The following is a 19891-nucleotide window of genomic DNA, read 5'->3' as shown; positions in this document are numbered from 1 at the left end:
TATGGAAAATAATATGAAAGTATCAATGGGATGGATTATTCTTCTAATATTATTTGTCATGTTAAGTAAATACAATTTATATATTGGATTTTCATTGAAGATATATATGGTTTTTTTAGTCATATATTTTTGTTTAACAATTAAAGACTTTCATATTCAAAAGTTATATTTTCATGAAGTTATATTTTTAATGTTTTATTTCATTTATTGTTTAAGCGGAATTCTTTCTATGTATTTAAATGCTAGTATTCGTATGATTTTTGGCGTGCTACTCGTTTTAGGATGCTATTTTATAATGAGAAATTTATTGGGGAATACTGAAATAGTGGTACTTGAATCATCTATTGCTTATGTAGGAATAGTATTTAATGTTGTAAGTCTACTACTCTATATAATCGGTTTACAATACTTTAGTTTATACGGTGGAGAAGAGAGAGAAATTTTTGCTGGATTATTAGTTGATAGAGGATATCCACGGTTAATTGGATTGCTAGATGATCCTAACATTTTTATTTTCTATAATACAATATTTTTTATGTACTATATGACGAATTTGCAAAATATCACTAACATCTTAGGGTTAATTTTATGTGTTACGACGAGTCTATTAACCTTTTCAAGAGGGGGAATATTAGCGCTTGTGCTTGTCATTTTTGTATATATATGTATGTCTAGTTTCGCTAAAAAAATAAAAATAATTATGAGTTTAGTATTGTTTAGTGTAGTTATTTTTAGTTTATCGAATAGTGTAATGGGGGGCCAATTAGATGACATATTAAATAAACGAATTTCTGATTTTTCCCATGATAATGGAAGTGGTAGATTTACATTATGGGAAGCTGCTTTTAAATATTATTTATCCAATCCATATATCGGAATTGGTGCGTTTAACTTCTCGAATTATTATGAGTATCAATTTAATGAAAAATTATATGTACACAATACATTTTTAGAAATTTTGTCTGAGTCGGGTACAATTGGTTTTCTTCTATATAGTGCGTTTTTATTCATATTAATGTTTAAGTTAGCGCAGCATACTTTGTTTCGTGAAAAACCATACCTTCTATTGACTATGATTGCATTTTTATTTCAGATGATGTCATTGTCACTCATTATTAACGAAGCGTTCTTTTTATTTTTAGCAGTTGTTGTGAAGTATATTTCAATATATGAAGGAAGGGGAAAGATAGATGGTAAAATGTCTATCAGCACATAACGAGCCGCCTTATGTTTCTGTAATAACACCTTCTTATAATAGTATACGATTTATAGGTGAGACAATTTCATCTGTACAGAATCAATCGTATGAAAACTGGGAAATGATTATCGTTGATGACGGTTCAACCGACCAATCTGCCGCAAAAATTAAAGAGATAATAGAAGGAGACTCACGAATTAGGTTATTATCATTAAAAGAAAATGTTGGTGCTGCTAAAGCTCGGAATTTAGCGATCCAAGAGGCGAGAGGAAGGTACATTGCCTTTTTAGATAGCGATGATATATGGTTGCCGCATAAATTGAAGACACAATTGTTATTTATGGAAGAAATGAATATTGCTTTTTCATATGCGTCGTATAGTTTAATTGATGAAAACGGTAATGAATTAAATCGTGAAGTGAGTGCACCAAAATCTGTTGACTATCATTATTTAGTAGGAAATACAATTATCGGTTGTTTAACAGTGATGATTGATCGTGAAAAAATTCCATATGTCGAAATGCCTAGTATACAGCCGGAAGATACAGCGTTATGGCTGAACTTATTACATGAAGGGTATGAAGCAAAAGGGATACAGCAAGTGTTAGCAAAATATAGAATTGTTACAAATTCTGTTTCTAGAAATAAAATTAGAGCAGCTTTCCGGTATTGGAAATTGTTAAGGGAACAAGAACGACTGAATTCGGTGCAAATTTTTTACTATTTTAGTAAGTATGCTTATCATGCTTATAAAAAAAATAAAATCAATGTAGTTGGGAAGACGCAATTATGAATATACTGTTGATGACAGATAAATTGATAACTGGCGGAGCCGAGAGCTATTTTTGTAAATTGGAAAGTAATTTGCGTTATGATGATTTTAAGATTTATACAGCTGCAGGTGATGGAGAACTATATGAATCTCTTACTAGAAAAGAAAATTTTATATTACTTAGTCGATGGAATCATTTGAGAAATATTTATTATTTACGAAACGAAATTTGTAAACGAAAGATAGAGCTTATTCATGCAAATAGTTTGCGAATGGTATTATATGCTTTTCTAATTCAAAAGTTTATTAAAAAAAAGATGAAAATTGTTTATACGAAACATAATGTAACGATATTAGAAAAGAAAATGCCAACGCTTTTTCGTTATTTCATGAATAAATATGTGAACAATATTATTACAGTAAGTGAGTTTGAGAAGAATAATTTAATTTCAATTCATGTAGCAGAAGAAAAAATAAATACAATTTATAACGGTGTCGATATTGAAAAGTTTTTATTCCAGCAGAAAAAGAAAGAATCTACATATAAAATAGGGATATTAGCTAGATTATCCAAAGAGAAAAACCATCAACTATTTGTCAAAATTGCAAATGTGTTGAAAAAGAGAAATGATTTTATGTTTTATATTGCTGGTGATGGACCAGAGAAAGAATCGATTATGAAAGAAATAGAAAAATATGGATTGCAGCAAAGGGTGAAGATGCTAGGGAATATTTCAGAGCCGCATGAGTTTATAGGGAATATGGACGCCTTACTTTTATTATCTTTTCGTGAAGTGTTTCCAATGGTAGTAATTGAAGCGATGGCTACAGGGACACCAATTGTTTCAATAGATGTTGGTGGAATACATGAAGCGGTAATAGATGGAGAGTCAGGTGTTTTGATATCTGAATATTGCGAATCGGAATTCGCAAGTGCGCTTGAGGAACTACAAGGGAATGAAGAAAAGGTAACTGCTATTAGATTGAAAGCACGAGAGAAAGCAATGAGATATTTCTCGTTAACTAAAATGATAGAGGAAACGAAAAATATATATGAATTAAACAAATGACCGAGTAGGTCGTTTGTTTTTTTTATTATAGAAACTTTTAAGAGACAACTCACATATTATATGAAAAAGGTAATATGAGGAGTGAATTTATTTTGTCAGAATATATTTCATCCCAAGAAGATTGTGCGCCAGAAAGTAGCGTTCATATTGATTGTTTTGGCGCAGTTCCAAACTCGGGAAATGATAGCTCATTAGCAATTCAGCAAGCTATTGATTATTGTGTAGCGAATCGAATTTCGACGGTTAGAATTACAGGGATAAATACGTACAAAATTGTAAAGCCGATTGTTATTAAATCAAACGTAAGATTAGAGTTGGATCCTACCGTAACACTGCAAATTGATGGGGATTTTAATGCATTTGAGCTACAAAGTAACGCTTCGATAGTTGGTGGTACTCTTCAAGTTATAAATCCATTGTTTCAATCTGCTGTTATTTATGTTTCTGGTTCACAACAAATCGAAGTACCTAATCAATCTGTTATATCAAATATAAATATAATAAATACAACTCCATCGTATAAAGGAAAAGCTATACATTTTTATTGTCAAAAGGCATGGGATTTTATTAGTTTCTTTCAAGTTAAATTTATTCAAATTAAAAACTTTCAAACTGCAATACATTTGAAGACAGAATATATAAATGATATCAATACACCTTGCTGGATTAACGCCAATGTATTTCAATCTATATTTATTGATGGATGTGTGTATGGGATTGAAGTAGATGGAAATAGTGATTTGCCAAATGAAAGTTCAGGAAATACGTTTCATGATATTCAAGTGCAATGTAGACAACAAACGGAAAAAGTAATTCGTTGTTCAGGTGCGTATAATACATTTGATTGTATGATCTGGGATACGTACCGGATGAGTAGTGAACAAATTGTTATTGAATTTTCTTCCAATTCTCATCGTAACTACCTTTTTTCAAATCTGCTTTCGACAACTATTGTAGATAAAGGACAATACAATGTTTGTAAGTCTACTTATGAAGAATCCCTACGAATTCAGTTACCTTTGACGTTAAATAGACCTCATTTAATAGGAAATCAAGATGATATTTTAGTAAATGCTCAGCAGAAATATAACGTTAAGCAAGTAAGTGGAAAAGTGCCGTACGGGGGAAATCTCACAAATTGCTTTAATTTAATAGATGAACAAAGTGTAAACTATATTGACGTTCCAGATAGTAATCCAGTTGTAATTGAAATGGATTTTACGAAAAAACCAATACAAATGTTAAATTGTTTTGGAATGTATTTTGGATGGGGAGAGAGCCCAAAGAAAATTAAAATTGAATATGCATTAAGTGCAACTGGAAGTTGGGTTATCGCGTTGGATGTTCCATTAAATGTTGGCGATACAATTATATCGAATATGAAGGCCAGTCAGTTATATAAAGTTAGAATTACATTAAGTGGTTATTCTCAAGATCATAAACGTTTTCGAATTAATCGTATCTTTGCAAGATCTTCTATGGAAAATGGGAGTGCTTGGTTAGCGACGACTGGCGGAAGAATGTTTGGAGATATTGAAATAGAGGCAAGTAAAGGTATAATCATGAAGACTGCTAGTGGAGTGAAATGGAAAGTTACTATTAATGAAGCTGGCCAACTTATTACGACTAAAATAACTTGAGATGGTGTTTAATCGTATATCCTTGGACGAGTTACAACGTAGTGGGATATAGGTAATGAAAAAGAGATTGTAATTTGGTTTCAACCAAACTACAATCTCTTTTTTGTTTCAATTACTTCCACCAAATCCAAGTCCAAAGGTAATTTCGTACATTTCGAGGAGTAATGCGAATGAAGCGTTCACCGTCAAAGAAGCAATTTAAATTTGGAAGTGCTTCATCTGGATTTTCTGGAACAAAGGTGACGATGTTTTCGTTACTTGTAACGGTTACTGTAATTGGTGGGTCGGTAGGCGAGACTTGAAGTTGTAACGAAATATTGGCCGTATTTTTAAAGGGATTATTAACAGGGGGGCTTATCACTTGTACTGTGAATAACACGATAATTGTTTCGTTTGGTTCCAAATTAGTAGCGACTAGGAAACCGATATTCGGATTCGCTAGTGGAGAGCGTTCACCGTTAATAAAGACAGTGCCATTTATAAATTGTAAACCTGCTGGAATAGTATCTTGTAACGAAATATTTGAGAGTGAAATTTCAGAAGTATTTGTAATGCGTACCGTGTAATCAAAATATTGATTTAAATAAGCTGAGCTGACGGAAGCATTTTTCGTGACTGTTGCAGTTATAAATTGAACTGGTATACGAACGATATTTGAATTAACAATGAAAGTAATAATTGGATCCTGTGGTGTCAACTGAAAAGCAGCGGTAACTGTTGCAGAATTTATAATTGTACTGTTTGAAGGAATAGAAGTTGCGAGAACTTGAAATGTTATAGTTGCTACTGTACCTGCAGATAAAGAACCAATATTAATACCAGTGTCTGGACGAACATTTGGAACGGGAGTGCCGTTAATGGTTACGCTGTTTTCTATAAATGTTGTACCAGCTGGAATGCTGTCTATAATGGAAGTACTTACTGTAGGGATTGGAGAATCATTAAATATCTCTAACGTGAACGTAATAATATCTCCTATCACGACAATAGATTTGTCAGTTGTTTTTTCAATGCCAACCATCGGATCAATAACTGTCGTTGTAACGGTATTTGTTTGTTTTGTAATTGTAATAGGTGGTTTTGTTGAATCAATGATAACGGTATAGGAAACAGAAGCATCATTATTAATTGTAGATTGAAGAGTAGAAGAAGATATTGTCACTTGGAACGTAATAATAACAAATTCATTAGGAGCAAGATTTCCTAACGTAATACCATTTTCAGGATTCTCATTAGGCTGATTGATTCCGTTAATTGTAACACTACCAATAACGAATGTGGTATCTACTGGTGCCGTGTCTACTAGAAGAAGATCTTCAATAGTGATATTACCACTATTAGTAATAGTAATGGTGTACGTTAAAGTTTGACCAGGTAAGGCACTCGTGAAATCAACAGCTTTTATCGCAATGACATTATCATTTTGAACAGTTGTCGTGACTGTATTTGTTGTAGTCGTATTTGTAACAGGTACGTTATTTGGGTCGACTATATAGTTAAAAGTAGTAATTGCGTTGTTGTTTAGTTCATTTGGTGTTGGAATAGAAGTCACAGTTACTTGGAATGAAGCGATAGCATCTTCACCAATAGTTATAGTACCAATTGGTATGCCGCTTACTGGATTCACTCCTGGAAGAGTTTCTCCGTTTACAATGACGCTATTTTCTATAAATGTAGTACCTTGAGGAATAATATCTTGAATGATTACATCATTTACTGCAACATTACCGGTTTGATTTAGTGTAATCGTATACGTTAACGTATCACCAACCGTTGCAAATGCAAGGTCAACAGCTTTATTACTATTCAAATTCGCGTGATTAATTTCTGTTGCGGCAGCTGATGAAATAATAGTTTCGGTAATAGGTGGTCGATCTGGTACCGTGTATTCATATTCAATTGTACTCGTGTTAGAGATTGGATTTGTTTGTGGAATCGAAGTAACCCGTACTTGGAATAGAATAGTTGCTGTCGTATTAGGCGGAATGTTATCAATTTGTATACCGTTAAGAGGGTTGTCATTTGGCCGAGCATTGCCGTTCACGATAACACTATTCTCTATAAAGCTCGTATTTGCTGGGATGATATCTGTAACAATAATGTTTTCAACTTGTATATTTCCGTTATTTATGATGGAAATTGTATAAGGGATGATAGTTTGTAAGTCAGCATATTGGATAGGCGTTGTTTTTGTCGCAATTACATTAGCAGAAATAACTTCAGTGAAGGTAATATTGCTAGTCGATATTTGTTCTTCCACGTTTATTGTATAACGAGAAGTTGATTGATTTTGAACATGGCCGCTAGCAGGAAGAGCTACGACGGTAACAGAAAATGTGACTGGGATAGAAATATTAGGAGCAATCGTTCCCACAAGTATACCTACACTTGGGTTGGCGTTAAGTTGAGGAATGTTATTTACTAAAACGCTACCGTCAATAAAGGTTGTTCCATCGGGTATATTGTCTGTAAATATAACAGCAGTGGCATCCGTATTCCCTGTATTCGTTAAAGTTGTTGTATAAGTTAAAATGTCACCAATTGTTACAGAGGTCAAATCAACAGTTTTAAGTGAAACGATATCAGCATCATTAATTTGAACGAAAGTAGTATTGGAAGTAGTAGATTTTTGAATTGGCGCAAAGTCAGGATTGAAAATAAAGTCGTAAACGATGTTTGCAGTATTAGGTGTTGGATTTACAGCAGGTAAATTCGTAACGGAAACTTGAAATGTTATTGTAGCCATTTGACCTGCTGCGACGTTAGGAATGGAAAAGCCGATATTTGGATCTGCTGCAGGAAGTACAGTATTATTAACTATTACACTTCCTGGAATAAATACTGTTCCATCTGCTATAGTATCTGTAAAAAAGATGGAGTTAGTTGTAGCCGATCCATTATTTTGAATGAATACTGTATATTCAATGGTTTCATCAATAGTAGCTAATACAGTATTAGCAGATTTTGTAGCAATAAGAATAGCATCAATAAATTGTATGTTTGTAGCATTGGAAGAGGTCGTTTCTGAAATTGGTGGTGTGCTTGTGTCTGGTCGATACTCATAGTGAATGACGGCGATATTATTAATGTTATTTTGTGGCGGTATAGAAACTACGCTTACTTGGAACGTAACAATAATCGTATTATTTGGAAGAATTATATCAAGATTGATACCGGTAATTGGATTTTCGTTAGGTCTTGGTACGCCATCTACAAGAATGCTATTTGGAACGAATGTGGTGCCAGAAGCAATTGCGTCAAGTAGGAGAGTATTTGTAATAGGTATTGTACCGGCGTTTGTAACTGCGACTGTATATGTGATGATTTGACCGATACGTGTAATGGATCTGTTAGCGGATTTAATTGCACTAACATTTGCCGTTCGCACTTCAGTATTTACTGCATTTGATAACGATCTACGCTGAATAATTGGAGAACTAGGGTCAATTTGGTATTCGTACGAAGTGTCTGAAATATTAATGACTGTATTGCCCTCTGGTATATTTGTAAGTTGTACTTGGAATGAAATAGTGACTGTTTCATTTGGTTGTATCGTGCCGAGAGTTACTCCGTTTTCAGGATTCACGCCAGGCTGAATTACATTATTTATTGCTAAGCTATCTTCAATGAATATAGTACCTTCTGGAATGTTATCAATGAACACGATATTGTTAGCCGGAACGGTTCCTATATTTTGAAGTGTATTTGTGTAGGTAATCATTTGCCCGATTGATACGAAATTTACATCCGCACTTTTAACAGAAATAATATTTGCATTTTGAAGTGATGTTGTAACAATGTTAGAATTTGCAGAGCGATTTACTGGTGGGGCTGTAGGAATACTTACATATTGGTAAGTTGCTGAAGATTGATTTACAATTTCAGTTTCATTCGGTGGATTATTTGTTTGCACTTGAAATAGTATCGTTTTGGAACTGTTTGCTGGAATTGTTCCAATCGGTATTCCGTTTTCAGGATTTACACCTGGCTGAAGGACACCATTAATTGTGACACTATCGGGAACGAATGTAGTCCCAGCAGGGATAGAATCTGTGAAATTAATATTTATTGCGTCAACATTACCGATATTTTTCACTTCAGAAATATAAAGTATAGTTCCACCGATATCTACAGTTGTTGGATTGGATGTTTTTGTAATTGCCAATTGTGCTTGCACGAAATTTGTAATAACGATATTACTAGTAGATGTTTCAGTAATAGGCGGTTGCCCTGGGTCTGGTTGGATTGTATATGTTGTATTGGATTGATTTGTAATCGATTCTTGGGAGAATGAATCGTTAATAAGAATTTGGAACGAAATAAGGTGAGTAGCGTTTGCTGCTAAAGTAGGTAAAGTAACACCTACATTTGGATTGGCATCAAGTATAGTTGTTCCGTTAAGTGTAAAACTATTTTCTACGAATGTAGTATCTTGGGGGATCGTATCTGAAAATATGAGATTAGTAGCTGGAATATTTCCTGTATTTTCTAGTGTTATTGTGTAAGTCAAAATATCACCTGTTGTTGCTTGCTGTGCATTGACTGCTTTTAAAGAAAGGATAGTCGCATCCGAAATTTGTGTGAAAGCAGGATTAGACGTAATTGTTCGAGAGATGATAGGAGCAGTTGGATCGGCGATAAAAGTATAGTCAATACGGGCTGTATTAGAAATTGGGTTTACGCTTGGAATAGATTGAACGATAACCTGGAATGTTACAGTGACGATTTCTGACGGTGTGATGGAGTTTAATGGTATTCCTACGTTAGGATCAGCATCTGGAACGGAAACGCTATTAATAGTTACGCTATTCGGAATAAAGGCAGTTCCTTCGGGGACCAAATCTGTTAAAGTAACTGTATTTGCAGTAGTATTTCCGTTATTTTGAACGACTACTGTGTAAGTGATTGTACCGTCAGTAGATTGTACGAGAGAATCTGTACTTTTAATTACGGATAATGATGCATCAACAACAGCTGTATTAACCGTATTAGACGAGGATGTTGCTGTAACAGGAGGTTGACTTGGATCGACAATATACGTGTAACTTGTAAGTGCTTGATTTATAATTGCTCCTTGTGGTGGAATAGAACTTGCAAGAAATTGGAACGTAATAGTAGCGGAATCACCTGGTGCGATAATACCAACGGGAATACCGAGAGTTGGACTTGCATCTGGAAGTGAAATCCCGTTGAGCGTAACACTATTTGGAACAAATAATGCTCCTTCAGGAACTCCGTTAATGAGTAATACAGAGTTTGCAGGGAAGTTTCCAGTATTCGTTAATGTTGCTGTATACGTAATTACATCCCCGATAGACACAATTGAACGATTTGCTTGTAAAACAGTTGTAACAGTCGCGTTATTAATTTGTGTTGAAGCGCTATTAGAATTTATCGTGCCTGTAACAGGAGGAGAGGCCGGATCAACGATGAATGTGTATTGAATAGATGCTACGTTTGTAATCGGATTTGAAGGTGGAGTTGATGTAACTATGACTTGGAAAGTAACGGTTAAGGAACTATCCGAGCTAATTGTTCCGATATTCACTCCGTTATTTGGATTTGCACCTGGAATGGTACTTCCATTTACAGCAAAACTATTTTCAACAAAGGTTGTTCCTGCTGGAACTGGGTCTGAGAAATTTACATTCGTAGCGTTTGTATTGCCGCTATTTTGAATCAAAACTGTATAAGTGATCGTATCTCCAATATTTGCAAAGGCTGTATTAGCAGTTTTTACAGCTGAAAGTATTGCTGTATTAATAGAAGTAACGAAGACATTCGTTTCCACATTGCCAGGTTGAGCCAGTAATGCATTGCCTACGTTATATTGGAAGTTAACAAATCCTAAGTTTTGGAGTTCAGGTGTGAACGTTGTTGGATTACTTACGATTTGTACTTGGAATATGATTGTAACAGTTTGATTTGGATTGATTGTATTTATGCCAACACCGTTAATAATCGAAGCGGATGGTAATGGAGTGCCATCAACAATAACTGATCCTGCAACAAATTGTGTCCACGATGGTAAAGGGTCTGAGAATATAGCGTTGTTAGCAAGAATATTGCCTGTGTTCGTAATAGTCGTTGTATACGTAATCGTATCACCAATCGTTGCAAAAGTTTTATCTCCTATTTTAATAGTATTTAAAATAGCACTTTCAATTTTTGTTGTAACGTTGTTAGAAATAATATTTTTTGAAACTGGAGGATTAGCTGGATTAACGATATGTTGAAAGCTAACGCTAGCTTGATTAGTAATTGGATTTATAGGCGGAATTTCATTGGCGATAATGTTAAATGCTACGATGACAGATTCGTTTGGCGCGATATCACCGATTGGAACGCCTGTAATGATATCTGCATTTGGGATGCTAGTTCCGTTCAGTGTAAAGCTATTCGGTTCAAAGGAAGTTCCGTCTGGAATAAGGTCGGTAAAAATAACATTCGTTGCACTTACATTTCCGCTATTTGTAATTGTAACGGTGTAGGTAATATCCTGCCCGATATCTACCGTAGATACATTTGAATTTTTTTGTGCAGTAAGGATAGCGCTATTAATTTGTGTTGTCGTTGTATTAGATTGATTGGAAGTTGTAATAAGTGGCTGGCTAGGATCAACGACATAATGATATGTGGTAGAAGCAGAGTTAGAAATGGGATTAAGTGTTGGAAGTGTAATAACAGTTGCTTGGAATGTAACGATTGCCGTATTACCACCATTAATGGAACCAATATTTACACCAGTTGATAAATCGGCGTTTGGAATGATTTGCCCATTAGCTGTGAAACTATTTGGAACGAAACTTAAATTGCTATCAAGAATATCGATAATAGTTACATCAGTTGCGGTCACATTTCCGGTATTAGGAAGGTTAAGTGTAAATGTTATTGTATTACCAACATCCGCAAAAGTAAGATCTGCTGTTTTGGTGCTAATAATAGTTGCGTTGTTTATTTGAAGGAGTGTAGTGTTGGAAGTAGCTGCACTTGAAACGGGAGGATTAACAGGATCAACAGTAAATTCATACGTCGTTGATGCTGTATTTGGTGCTGGGTTACTAGGGGGAATATTGTTTACTGTAACTTGAAAGACGATACTATATATTTCATTTGGTGGAAGTGTTGCAAGTAATACACCTGTATTTGGATCCGCGTTAGGTTGTAAAACGCCATCGATAGTTAATGTGTTAGGAACAAATGTGAGTCCACTTGGTAATGCATCTGTGAATACAATATTAGTTGCATCGGTATTGCCTACATTGGTAATAGAAGTAGTATAAAAAGCAGTTTGCCCGATATCTACAAAGGATACACTTTCATTTTTCGTCATAGACAATATTGCTTCGTTAATTTGGGTTGAAACAGGATTACTAATTGAAGTTTCTGCATCAGGCGGTGAGACTAATTGATACGATGTTGATGAGAAATTTACAATTGGGTTTTGGGTTGGTAATGATGTTACAGTAACTTGGAACGAAACTGTTACTGTAGTCCCGGCTGCTATTGTCCCAATATTCACACCGTTTGATGGATCCGCCCCACTTTGAGGAACTCCATTAATAGAAAATGTGTTTGCAATAAATGTAGTGACGCTTGGCACTGTATCTGTAAATATAACATTTTGTGCAGATGAGTTTCCATTGTTTGTTAAAACGACAGTATAAGTGAGTGTGTCTCCAATACGACTAAAGGATTTATCAACTTGTTTTAATGAAAGAATGTTAGCTGTATTAATCGTAGTAAACACTGTGTTTGAAGTAACGTTTCTTGAAACGATCGGTGCATTTGGATCCGCGATAAATGTGTAAGAAGCAGTAGCGGAATTGGCTACAGGATTTTGGTTTGGTGTAGAAGTAGCAGTAACTTGAAATGCGATAGATATTGAGTTGTTAGGAGCAATTGATCCGATTGTTATACCTGTATTAGGATCGAGTTCGATGTGTGTACTGCCATTGATTGTGACACTATTCGGAATGAACGTTGTGCCGTCTGGAATAAGATCAGTGAAAGTAATATTCGTTGCATTTGTATTGCCGTTATTCGTTAAAATTGTCGTATAGGTAATAGTATCACCTAGTGTTACAATTGTTTGATCGACCGATTTTACCATCGTTATCATAGCATCTAATACTGGGTTTGTGACAATATTCGTTGAAGTAGAAGTAGTAGCAGGAGTTCCGTTTGGATCAACAGTATAAGAATATAAAATTGTATCGTTACCCATAATTGAACTTGAAGGAGGAACAGAAATAACATTTACTTGGAAGGTAACAGTTACTGTTTCACCAGGCGCGATATTTGGTATATTTACTCCGAGTGCTGGCTGTGCACCAAGCTGTTGGATGCCATTTATTGTGACGGAATCTGGTATAAAAGTAGTACTAGGAGGAATTGCACTTGTAAAAGTTATATTTGTAGCTGGTGTATTTCCTGTATTTGTAATAGTTGTTGTATACGTAAGTGTATCCCCGACGGAAATAATAGATTTATCCACACTTTTTTGGGTTGTTAATATCGCACTGTTAATAGTTGTCGAAACCGTATTAGATACATTCGTTTGTGATACGGCAGGTTGGCTAGGGTCGACCACATGTGAAAATTGTACAGAACTAGAATTAGAAATTGGATTTATACTTGGAATGTTTGTAACAAGTACGTTGAGAGTAATAACGGCCGTTCCATTTGGGTTTATATTTCCAATCTGAATCCCGTTAGCTGGATTTCCGATTTGCTGTGTACCAGAATCGTTTGTAAGAGTGCCAGATATGAATGTCGTTCCGTCAGGTAAAATATCTGTGAAAATTATATTTTGTGAAGTGACATTTCCAGGGTTATTTAATGTAATCGTATAAGAAATTGTATCACCAATCGTTGCGAAAGTTTTATCTACAGATTTGATTGCCACAATTTCCCCAGAATTTATTTGTGTCGAAACAGAATTAGATGTCGTATTTCGTGAAACAAGTGGTAAATTAGGTCCTGTCATAAATTTATAATCAATAGAAGCGCCGTTTACAACCGGTGAGTTTGGTCCGCCTGGTCCAATTGTGAAAATTGGATTTGGAATGCTAACTACTTGCACACGGAAGGTAACATTTATAAAATCTCCTGCAATAATATCTCCAATTGGTATCCCGTTAGCTGGATTTACTCCAGGTAATAAAACTCCGCCTACTCGAACGCTATCTTCTATAAATACTGTGTTATTTGGAATCGGATCTGTAAAAATGATATTCGTAGCAGTTGTGTTTCCTACATTTTCTAATAAAACTGTATACGTTAAAAATGAATTTCCAGGTGCTATGTCAGAAAATAGCCGATCCACACTTTTCGTTGCTTGAATAATCGCTTCGTTAATTTGAACTAAAGTTGGATTACTTGTAGCTGTTTCTGTCACCGGCGGCTGGGTAGGATCAACAATAATCGAGTATGTCGTGCTAGACTGGTTCAAAGTTGGATTTGTAACTGGTATTGAGCCAACGATAGCTTGAAAGCTAATTGTTGTCGTTCCTCCAACTGGAATTGAGTCTAAAGAAATCCCGCTATCTGGTCTAAATCCAAGTTGTGGGATGGTATTAATTTGTACGCTATCAGGAACGAATGAAAGTTCAGGTGGTAATATATCGATAAAAACAGGTGTGTTTGCGGCAGTATTTCCGCTATTGGTGAGGGTAGTTGTATACGTAATTGTATCTCCAACAGCAGCAAAAGCACTGCTTGCAGTTTTTGTTGCGATGACAGAAGCAGTATTTACTTGTGTAAAGGTTTTATTAGATTGAACTGTTCGTGAAACTGGCGGTTCATTTATATCTACAATAAAGCTATATTGAAGCGATGATTTATTCGGGATTGGATTAGGGTTTGGAAGTGTTGTAATGTTTACTTGAAAACTGAGTGTAGCAGATGCATTTGAATTCAAGTTACCAATATTGATACCGTTTTGTGGATTTGCATTCGGAACGGTTACACCATTTATCTTAAAGCTATTTGGGATAAAGGTAGTACCGTTTGGAATTGTATCAGTAAAAATAATGTTGTTCGCAGTAGTATTTCCGTTGTTTGTAACAGCTGAAGTGAATGTAATTGTATCACCAATTGTAGCGAAAGTTGTACTAGCGCTTTTATTTATTACTAAAGTAGCGTCAATAATTGGTGTAACTGTTGTATTTGTTACAGTGCTACCAACAGCAGGAGATTGGTTTGGATTTACGGTATATTCATAATTTACAAGAGCATTATTTGTTAATGTGCCACTAGGTGGTATCGCTAAAATTTGTGCTTGAAAAGTAATGAATACAGTATCTCCTGGCGAAATATCTGCCAAGTGAACACCAAGTGATGGATCTAATCCTGGTTGTGGAACATTATTGATCGTTACGGAGTTTTGGATAAATGAAGCTCCTGCGCCAAGCCCATCTGTTAAAACAGTTGCACTAGCAGGGATATTACCTGTATTTGTTACTGCAATCGTATAAGTAACAATATCACCAATTGCAGCTGTCGGTGTATTCACAGACTTAGTAGCGACAATAGTAGCGTTATTAATTTGAGTTGTTATTACGTTACTTAACGTATTGGCGGATGCTGGAGGTAAGTTAGGATCTACGACATACTGGTACGTTGTATTACTTTGGTTCGGGATTGGATTTGGATTCGGGATAGAATTTACTTGTACTTGGAATGAGATGATTGTATTTGCATTCGGATTTATTGGGTCGATTGCAATTCCGCTTGCTGGATTGACATTAGGCAGTGTATTCCCATTTACAGTAACACTATTAGGAATAAACGATGTTCCGTTTGGAATTACATCTGTAAATATTACATTTGATGCAAGTGTGTTCCCGTTATTCGTTAAAGTAGTCGTGTACGTAATAATATCATTTACGTTAGCAAACTGTTTATCTGCAGATTTAGTAGCGGCAATTGAGGCGTTATTAATAGTTGTCTGTACAGTGTTAGAAGCAACCATCTGCATCACAGCAGGTTTGGATGGATCATACGTATATTGGAATGTTGTGCTTGATTGATTTGTAATTGGGTTTACAGCAGGGATAGTTGGTACAAAAACTTGAAATGCAACGGTGCGTGATGAATTCGCTCCTATCGTACCAATTGAAATGCCGGTGGCAGGATTTGCGTTAGCTACAGGGACATTATTAATCGTTACAGTATTAGGAATGAAGAGGGTACCCGCTGGAATGATATCTGTAAACGTTACATTAGTAGCAGAGATATTCCCGTTATTTGTTAAAATAGTTGCATATAGTATGACATCACCAACATCAGCGAAGTTTGTGCTTGTGAGTTTTGTAGCAACGATATTAGCAGTATTAATTTGTGTAGTTACTATATTGCTAGCAGTGTTTCTAACGAGAGCGGGTAAGTTTGGATCAGCGATAAAGCTATATTGAAGTGAAGCGCTGTTTTGAATTGGGTTTGGTGAAGGTAGCCTATTTGCACTTATTTGAAAAACAATCGTTGTAAAACCACCTGAAGGAATGGAGCCGACTTGAAGACCGGTACTAGGGTCTGCACTTTGTTGTAAAGTACCACCTATAAAAATACTATTTGGTACGATAGTGGAGCCATTAGGGATTATATCGGTAACAATAACATTATTTGCTGTAGTATTGCCAAGATTAGCTAAAGAAATTGTATATGTGATTGGTTGCCCGACATCGGCGATAGTTAAATCTACTTCTTTGACAATCACTACATTTGCTAAATTAATTTGTGTACTTACAGTATTACTTACAGATGTTTCTATAGTTGGTGGATCGCCCGGATTTAGAATAAAGCTATACTGTGTACTAGATGAATTTAATGTTGGGTTTTGTGTTGGTAAAGAGGTGACGGTTACTTGATAAGAGACAGTAAGTGAGCCATTAGCAGCAATGGAAGGTAGTGGAACACCTATATTTGGATCTGCGTTATTTTGGAGTACACCATTAATAAGAAAAGTGTTTGGGATAAAGGTAGTACCGTCTGGATTCGTATCTACGAAAGTAGGACTATCAGCAGAAACACTTCCTGCATTCGTCAAAGTAACAGTATAAGTTAATATATCCCCTACGGTAGCGAACGCTCGGTCCACTGTTTTGGCTGAAATGACATTTGCATCGTTTACTTGAGTAAATGTAGTAGTTGAAGTAGTGTTCTTACTTACAGGTGAAGCGTTTGGATCAACGATAAAGTTATAGGAGATGGAAGCGCTATTTGAAATAGGGTTTGGATTTGGAATGCTAGTTATTACTACTTGGAATGAAGCTGTAATTGTAGTATTAGCATTGATGCTACCAATATTGATGCTAGCTGGTGTAACGCCTGGCTGAGTAACACTGTTAACTATAACGCTGTTTGGGACAAAGGCGGTTCCATTCGCAATTGAATCAGATAGTAATATATTGTTCGCTGCAACATTTCCATCGTTAGTAAGAGCAAAGGTGTAAGTTAATACATCGCCAACTTCCGCAAACGTTTTATCTACAGATTTATTAACATGGAGATTTGCTAGTCTAATTGTTGATGTAACAGAATTAGAATTTGCTGTTTTTGAAGTCGGTGGCAAACTTGGATTTACAGTATATAGATAAGAAGCGAAGGCGTTATTAATGATAGGATTTTGGGTCGTAATATTGATGACTGTTACTTGGAAAGAAAGGGTAACAGTAGCCCCACCAGGAATTGTGCCGATAGGTAAAGCAACGAGAGAATCTACATTTTGTAAAACTCCGTTTAGTGTTACAGTACCAGGAGTCAATATCGTTCCGTTTGGAAGTGGATCTGTTAGTTGCACGTTATTAGCGGCTGTATTTCCACTGTTTGTAATAAGGATTGTATAACTTATTGTTTCGCCAATTGTAGCAAATTGTTTATTTGTTGATTTTGTTAATGTTACATTCGCATTGTTAATTTGAGTGGAAACGAGATTCGAAGAAATATTTTTTGTAACAGGTGATTGGCTAGGATTGACAGTATATTGATAAGAAGCGCTTGATCCGTTAGATACGACATTTGACGTGGGTATTGTGTTTACTACTACTTGAAATGCAACATTTTTTGTTGTGCCGCTTGTTATGGATCCAATGTTCACGCCGGTAGCGGGATTTGCACCCACTTGTGTCGTGCCATCTATTGTTAAACTGTTTAGAACGAAAGTTGTTCCAGTAGGGATGATATCTGTAAAAATAACATTGTTCGCATTTGTATTACCTGTACCTGTAAAGGAAACGGTGTACGTTAGTGTATCACCAATATCTGCAAAATTTTTATCTACTGCTTTCGTCATTGTTACAGTAGCATTATTCACTTGAGTGGAGACAATATTTGTCGTATCAGTCCCACTTACTACTGGTTGATTAGGTACAGGAATGTATTGATATGTTGTTGTTCCACTATTTAATATTGGGTTTGTTTGAGGGATAGAAGGAACGAGCACTTGGAATGAAATAGTAGTAGTGGAATTTGCGGCAATTGAACCAATTGTTATACCATTAGCGGGATTTGCGCCAGCTTGAGTAACTCCGTTCACAGTTACACTCCCTGGAATGAAAGTAGTCCCGCTAGGAATCGGATCCGTATATATCACATTCGTTGCAGCGGTATTTCCTATATTAGCTAAGGCAATACTGTAAGTTAATGTTTCACCAATATCGGTAAAAAGTTTGTTAACTGATTTTGTTCCATTAATATCTGCAAGGTTAATTTGTGTTCCAGCAGAGTTACTTGTTGCAAGACCATTAAAAGTTGTTCCTCCGGCGATTGGTGTATATTGAAATGTAATATTAGCAGTGTTAGAGATAGGATTTTGACTTGGAAGAGAAACGACAGTAGCTTGGAAAGTTACTATACGAGAAGCACCATTATTAATTGTTCCAAGAGATATACCAGCCGCAGGATTTGCATTTGTTTGTGGTACGTTATCTACTGTTACAGTGCCGGGTATAAAAGAAGTACCATTAGGGAGACTATCTATAAAAATAGCGTTATTGGCAGGAAGAAGCCCGGTGTTAGGGATAGTAACTGTATAAGTGAGAATATCTCCAATTGCAGCAACACTTTTATTTACGCTTTTCGTTGCTTGTATATTTGGGGAGTTTATATTAATTTGTAAGCCGACTGTATTTAACATATATGCATCTCCGTTAGTAGTTAAACGGATTGCAGCGGATACTTGTGAGTTTGTTAAATAAGGAGAAATATCAATAGAAGTAATATCCCAGCCCTGTCTTCCTGCGGAAATGTTTGTACCTGTAGAAGCACTTTGATTTCGCGTTCCAAATGTCCCAGTTGTATCTAAGTTTCCTGCAGCATTATTAACTTGAGAACCGAAGAAATTATTTATGGCATTATTTGGTCCAGATAAAGCATTTAATGAACTGAAATTTGGTCCAAATAAAGCTTGATCCCCGGTTAAATCTGCATCTCCTTCGGTAGAACTTAAAAATAATCTCCCGCTTACTGGTCCTCCTGAAGGTGTTAAAAATCCAGAAACAGATACATCGGCACTACCAGTTTCTGCAGAAACACGGTTACCAGCTACATAAATGGTTAAGTTTCTTGCTGGCAATGTCCCGTTTTGATAAGCGACGATAAGCGTCCATCCAGCCGAATTAATTGTTCCATTAGAAGCATCTATAGGATCTACAAGTCCAGGAACCGCTCCTGTAGTATAGGAACCAGCACCTCCCGCTTGAATAAGAGTTGTTACGTCTGCTGAACGAGTGTAAAAGCCAAATGTAATAGAGTTTGAAACGAAAGTTTGATTTGAAGCCGTAACAGCTGAAGGAGTAATCGAGTATGTTGAAACAGGTGTTGTAAAAGAAACTGGGTTTCCTAATACACTCGTAATGTTTTGATCACGAGATAAATAGTTTCCACCCCAAACGAGTTCTGCGTAAAGAATAGTACTACCAGCAGGGATATTTAAAATAGCGGTAGAACTATTTTGTGTATAGTTTAATGTTGTACCAGCAGGAAAAGTAGTTACTTGTAAAGCAGTATTCGTAGTTGCGAATGCACCAATTGCCCCGATTGTACCAGCACGGTTTTGATTGCTGATTTTACTTAAGCCTAAAGTATTACCTGTAATAGCGAGTGCGCCGTTAGTGGTGGTAGAAAATCGATTCGTAATGGGCATGTTGTCACCTCATTTACAATATAGTCTTGGTCAAAATAACATATGTGTGTGACAAATAAAGGGAAA

The 19891-nt window shown here is 35.7% G+C and carries 5 protein-coding genes; 4 read left to right on the top strand and 1 reads right to left on the bottom strand.

Annotation, left to right across the window (positions count from 1 at the left end; all coding sequences use genetic code 11):
- Window position 1 precedes the first annotated feature (1 nt).
- From ACUN13_RS07510 to ACUN13_RS07495, 4 genes are all read left to right on the top strand, one after another.
- Complete coding sequence (locus ACUN13_RS07510) at window positions 2-1216, top strand: O-antigen ligase family protein (RefSeq protein WP_025688381.1); 1215 nt, start codon at window positions 2-4, stop codon at window positions 1214-1216.
- The gene (locus tag ACUN13_RS07505) at window positions 1191-1991 is read left to right on the top strand and encodes a glycosyltransferase family 2 protein (RefSeq protein WP_059303975.1); all 801 of its coding nucleotides are present in this window, start codon (window positions 1191-1193) and stop codon (window positions 1989-1991) included. Before ACUN13_RS07510 ends, ACUN13_RS07505 begins: the two co-directional genes overlap by 26 nt.
- Complete coding sequence (locus tag ACUN13_RS07500) at window positions 1988-3040, top strand: glycosyltransferase family 4 protein (RefSeq protein WP_025688378.1); 1053 nt, start codon at window positions 1988-1990, stop codon at window positions 3038-3040. The genes ACUN13_RS07505 and ACUN13_RS07500 overlap by 4 nt, the downstream gene beginning before the upstream one ends.
- A gap of 92 nt (window positions 3041-3132) precedes the next feature.
- Complete coding sequence (locus ACUN13_RS07495; RefSeq protein ID WP_000006054.1) at window positions 3133-4680, top strand: hypothetical protein; 1548 nt, start codon at window positions 3133-3135, stop codon at window positions 4678-4680.
- 112 nt (window positions 4681-4792) lie between these two features.
- On the opposite strand, the gene ACUN13_RS07490 is transcribed toward ACUN13_RS07495, so the two are convergent.
- The gene (locus tag ACUN13_RS07490; RefSeq protein WP_445423743.1) at window positions 4793-19825 is read right to left on the bottom strand and encodes a DUF7507 domain-containing protein; all 15033 of its coding nucleotides are present in this window, start codon (window positions 19823-19825) and stop codon (window positions 4793-4795) included.
- Between the last annotated feature and the right edge of the window lie 66 nt (window positions 19826-19891).

Source organism: Bacillus cereus group sp. Bce041, assembly GCF_052646455.1.
This window is presented reverse-complemented; position numbering and strand designations above follow the sequence as displayed.

What these genes read in the sequence shown, in the direction of transcription:
- ACUN13_RS07500 (WP_025688378.1), top strand. Translation starts at nt 1,988, where the DNA reads ATGAATATACTGTTGATGACAGATAAATTGATAACTGGCGGAGCCGAG.
- ACUN13_RS07510 (WP_025688381.1), top strand. Translation starts at nt 2, where the DNA reads ATGGAAAATAATATGAAAGTATCAATGGGATGGATTATTCTTCTAATA.
- ACUN13_RS07505 (WP_059303975.1), top strand. Translation starts at nt 1,191, where the DNA reads ATGGTAAAATGTCTATCAGCACATAACGAGCCGCCTTATGTTTCTGTA.
- ACUN13_RS07490 (WP_445423743.1), bottom strand. Translation starts at nt 19,825, where the DNA reads ATGCCCATTACGAATCGATTTTCTACCACCACTAACGGCGCACTCGCT.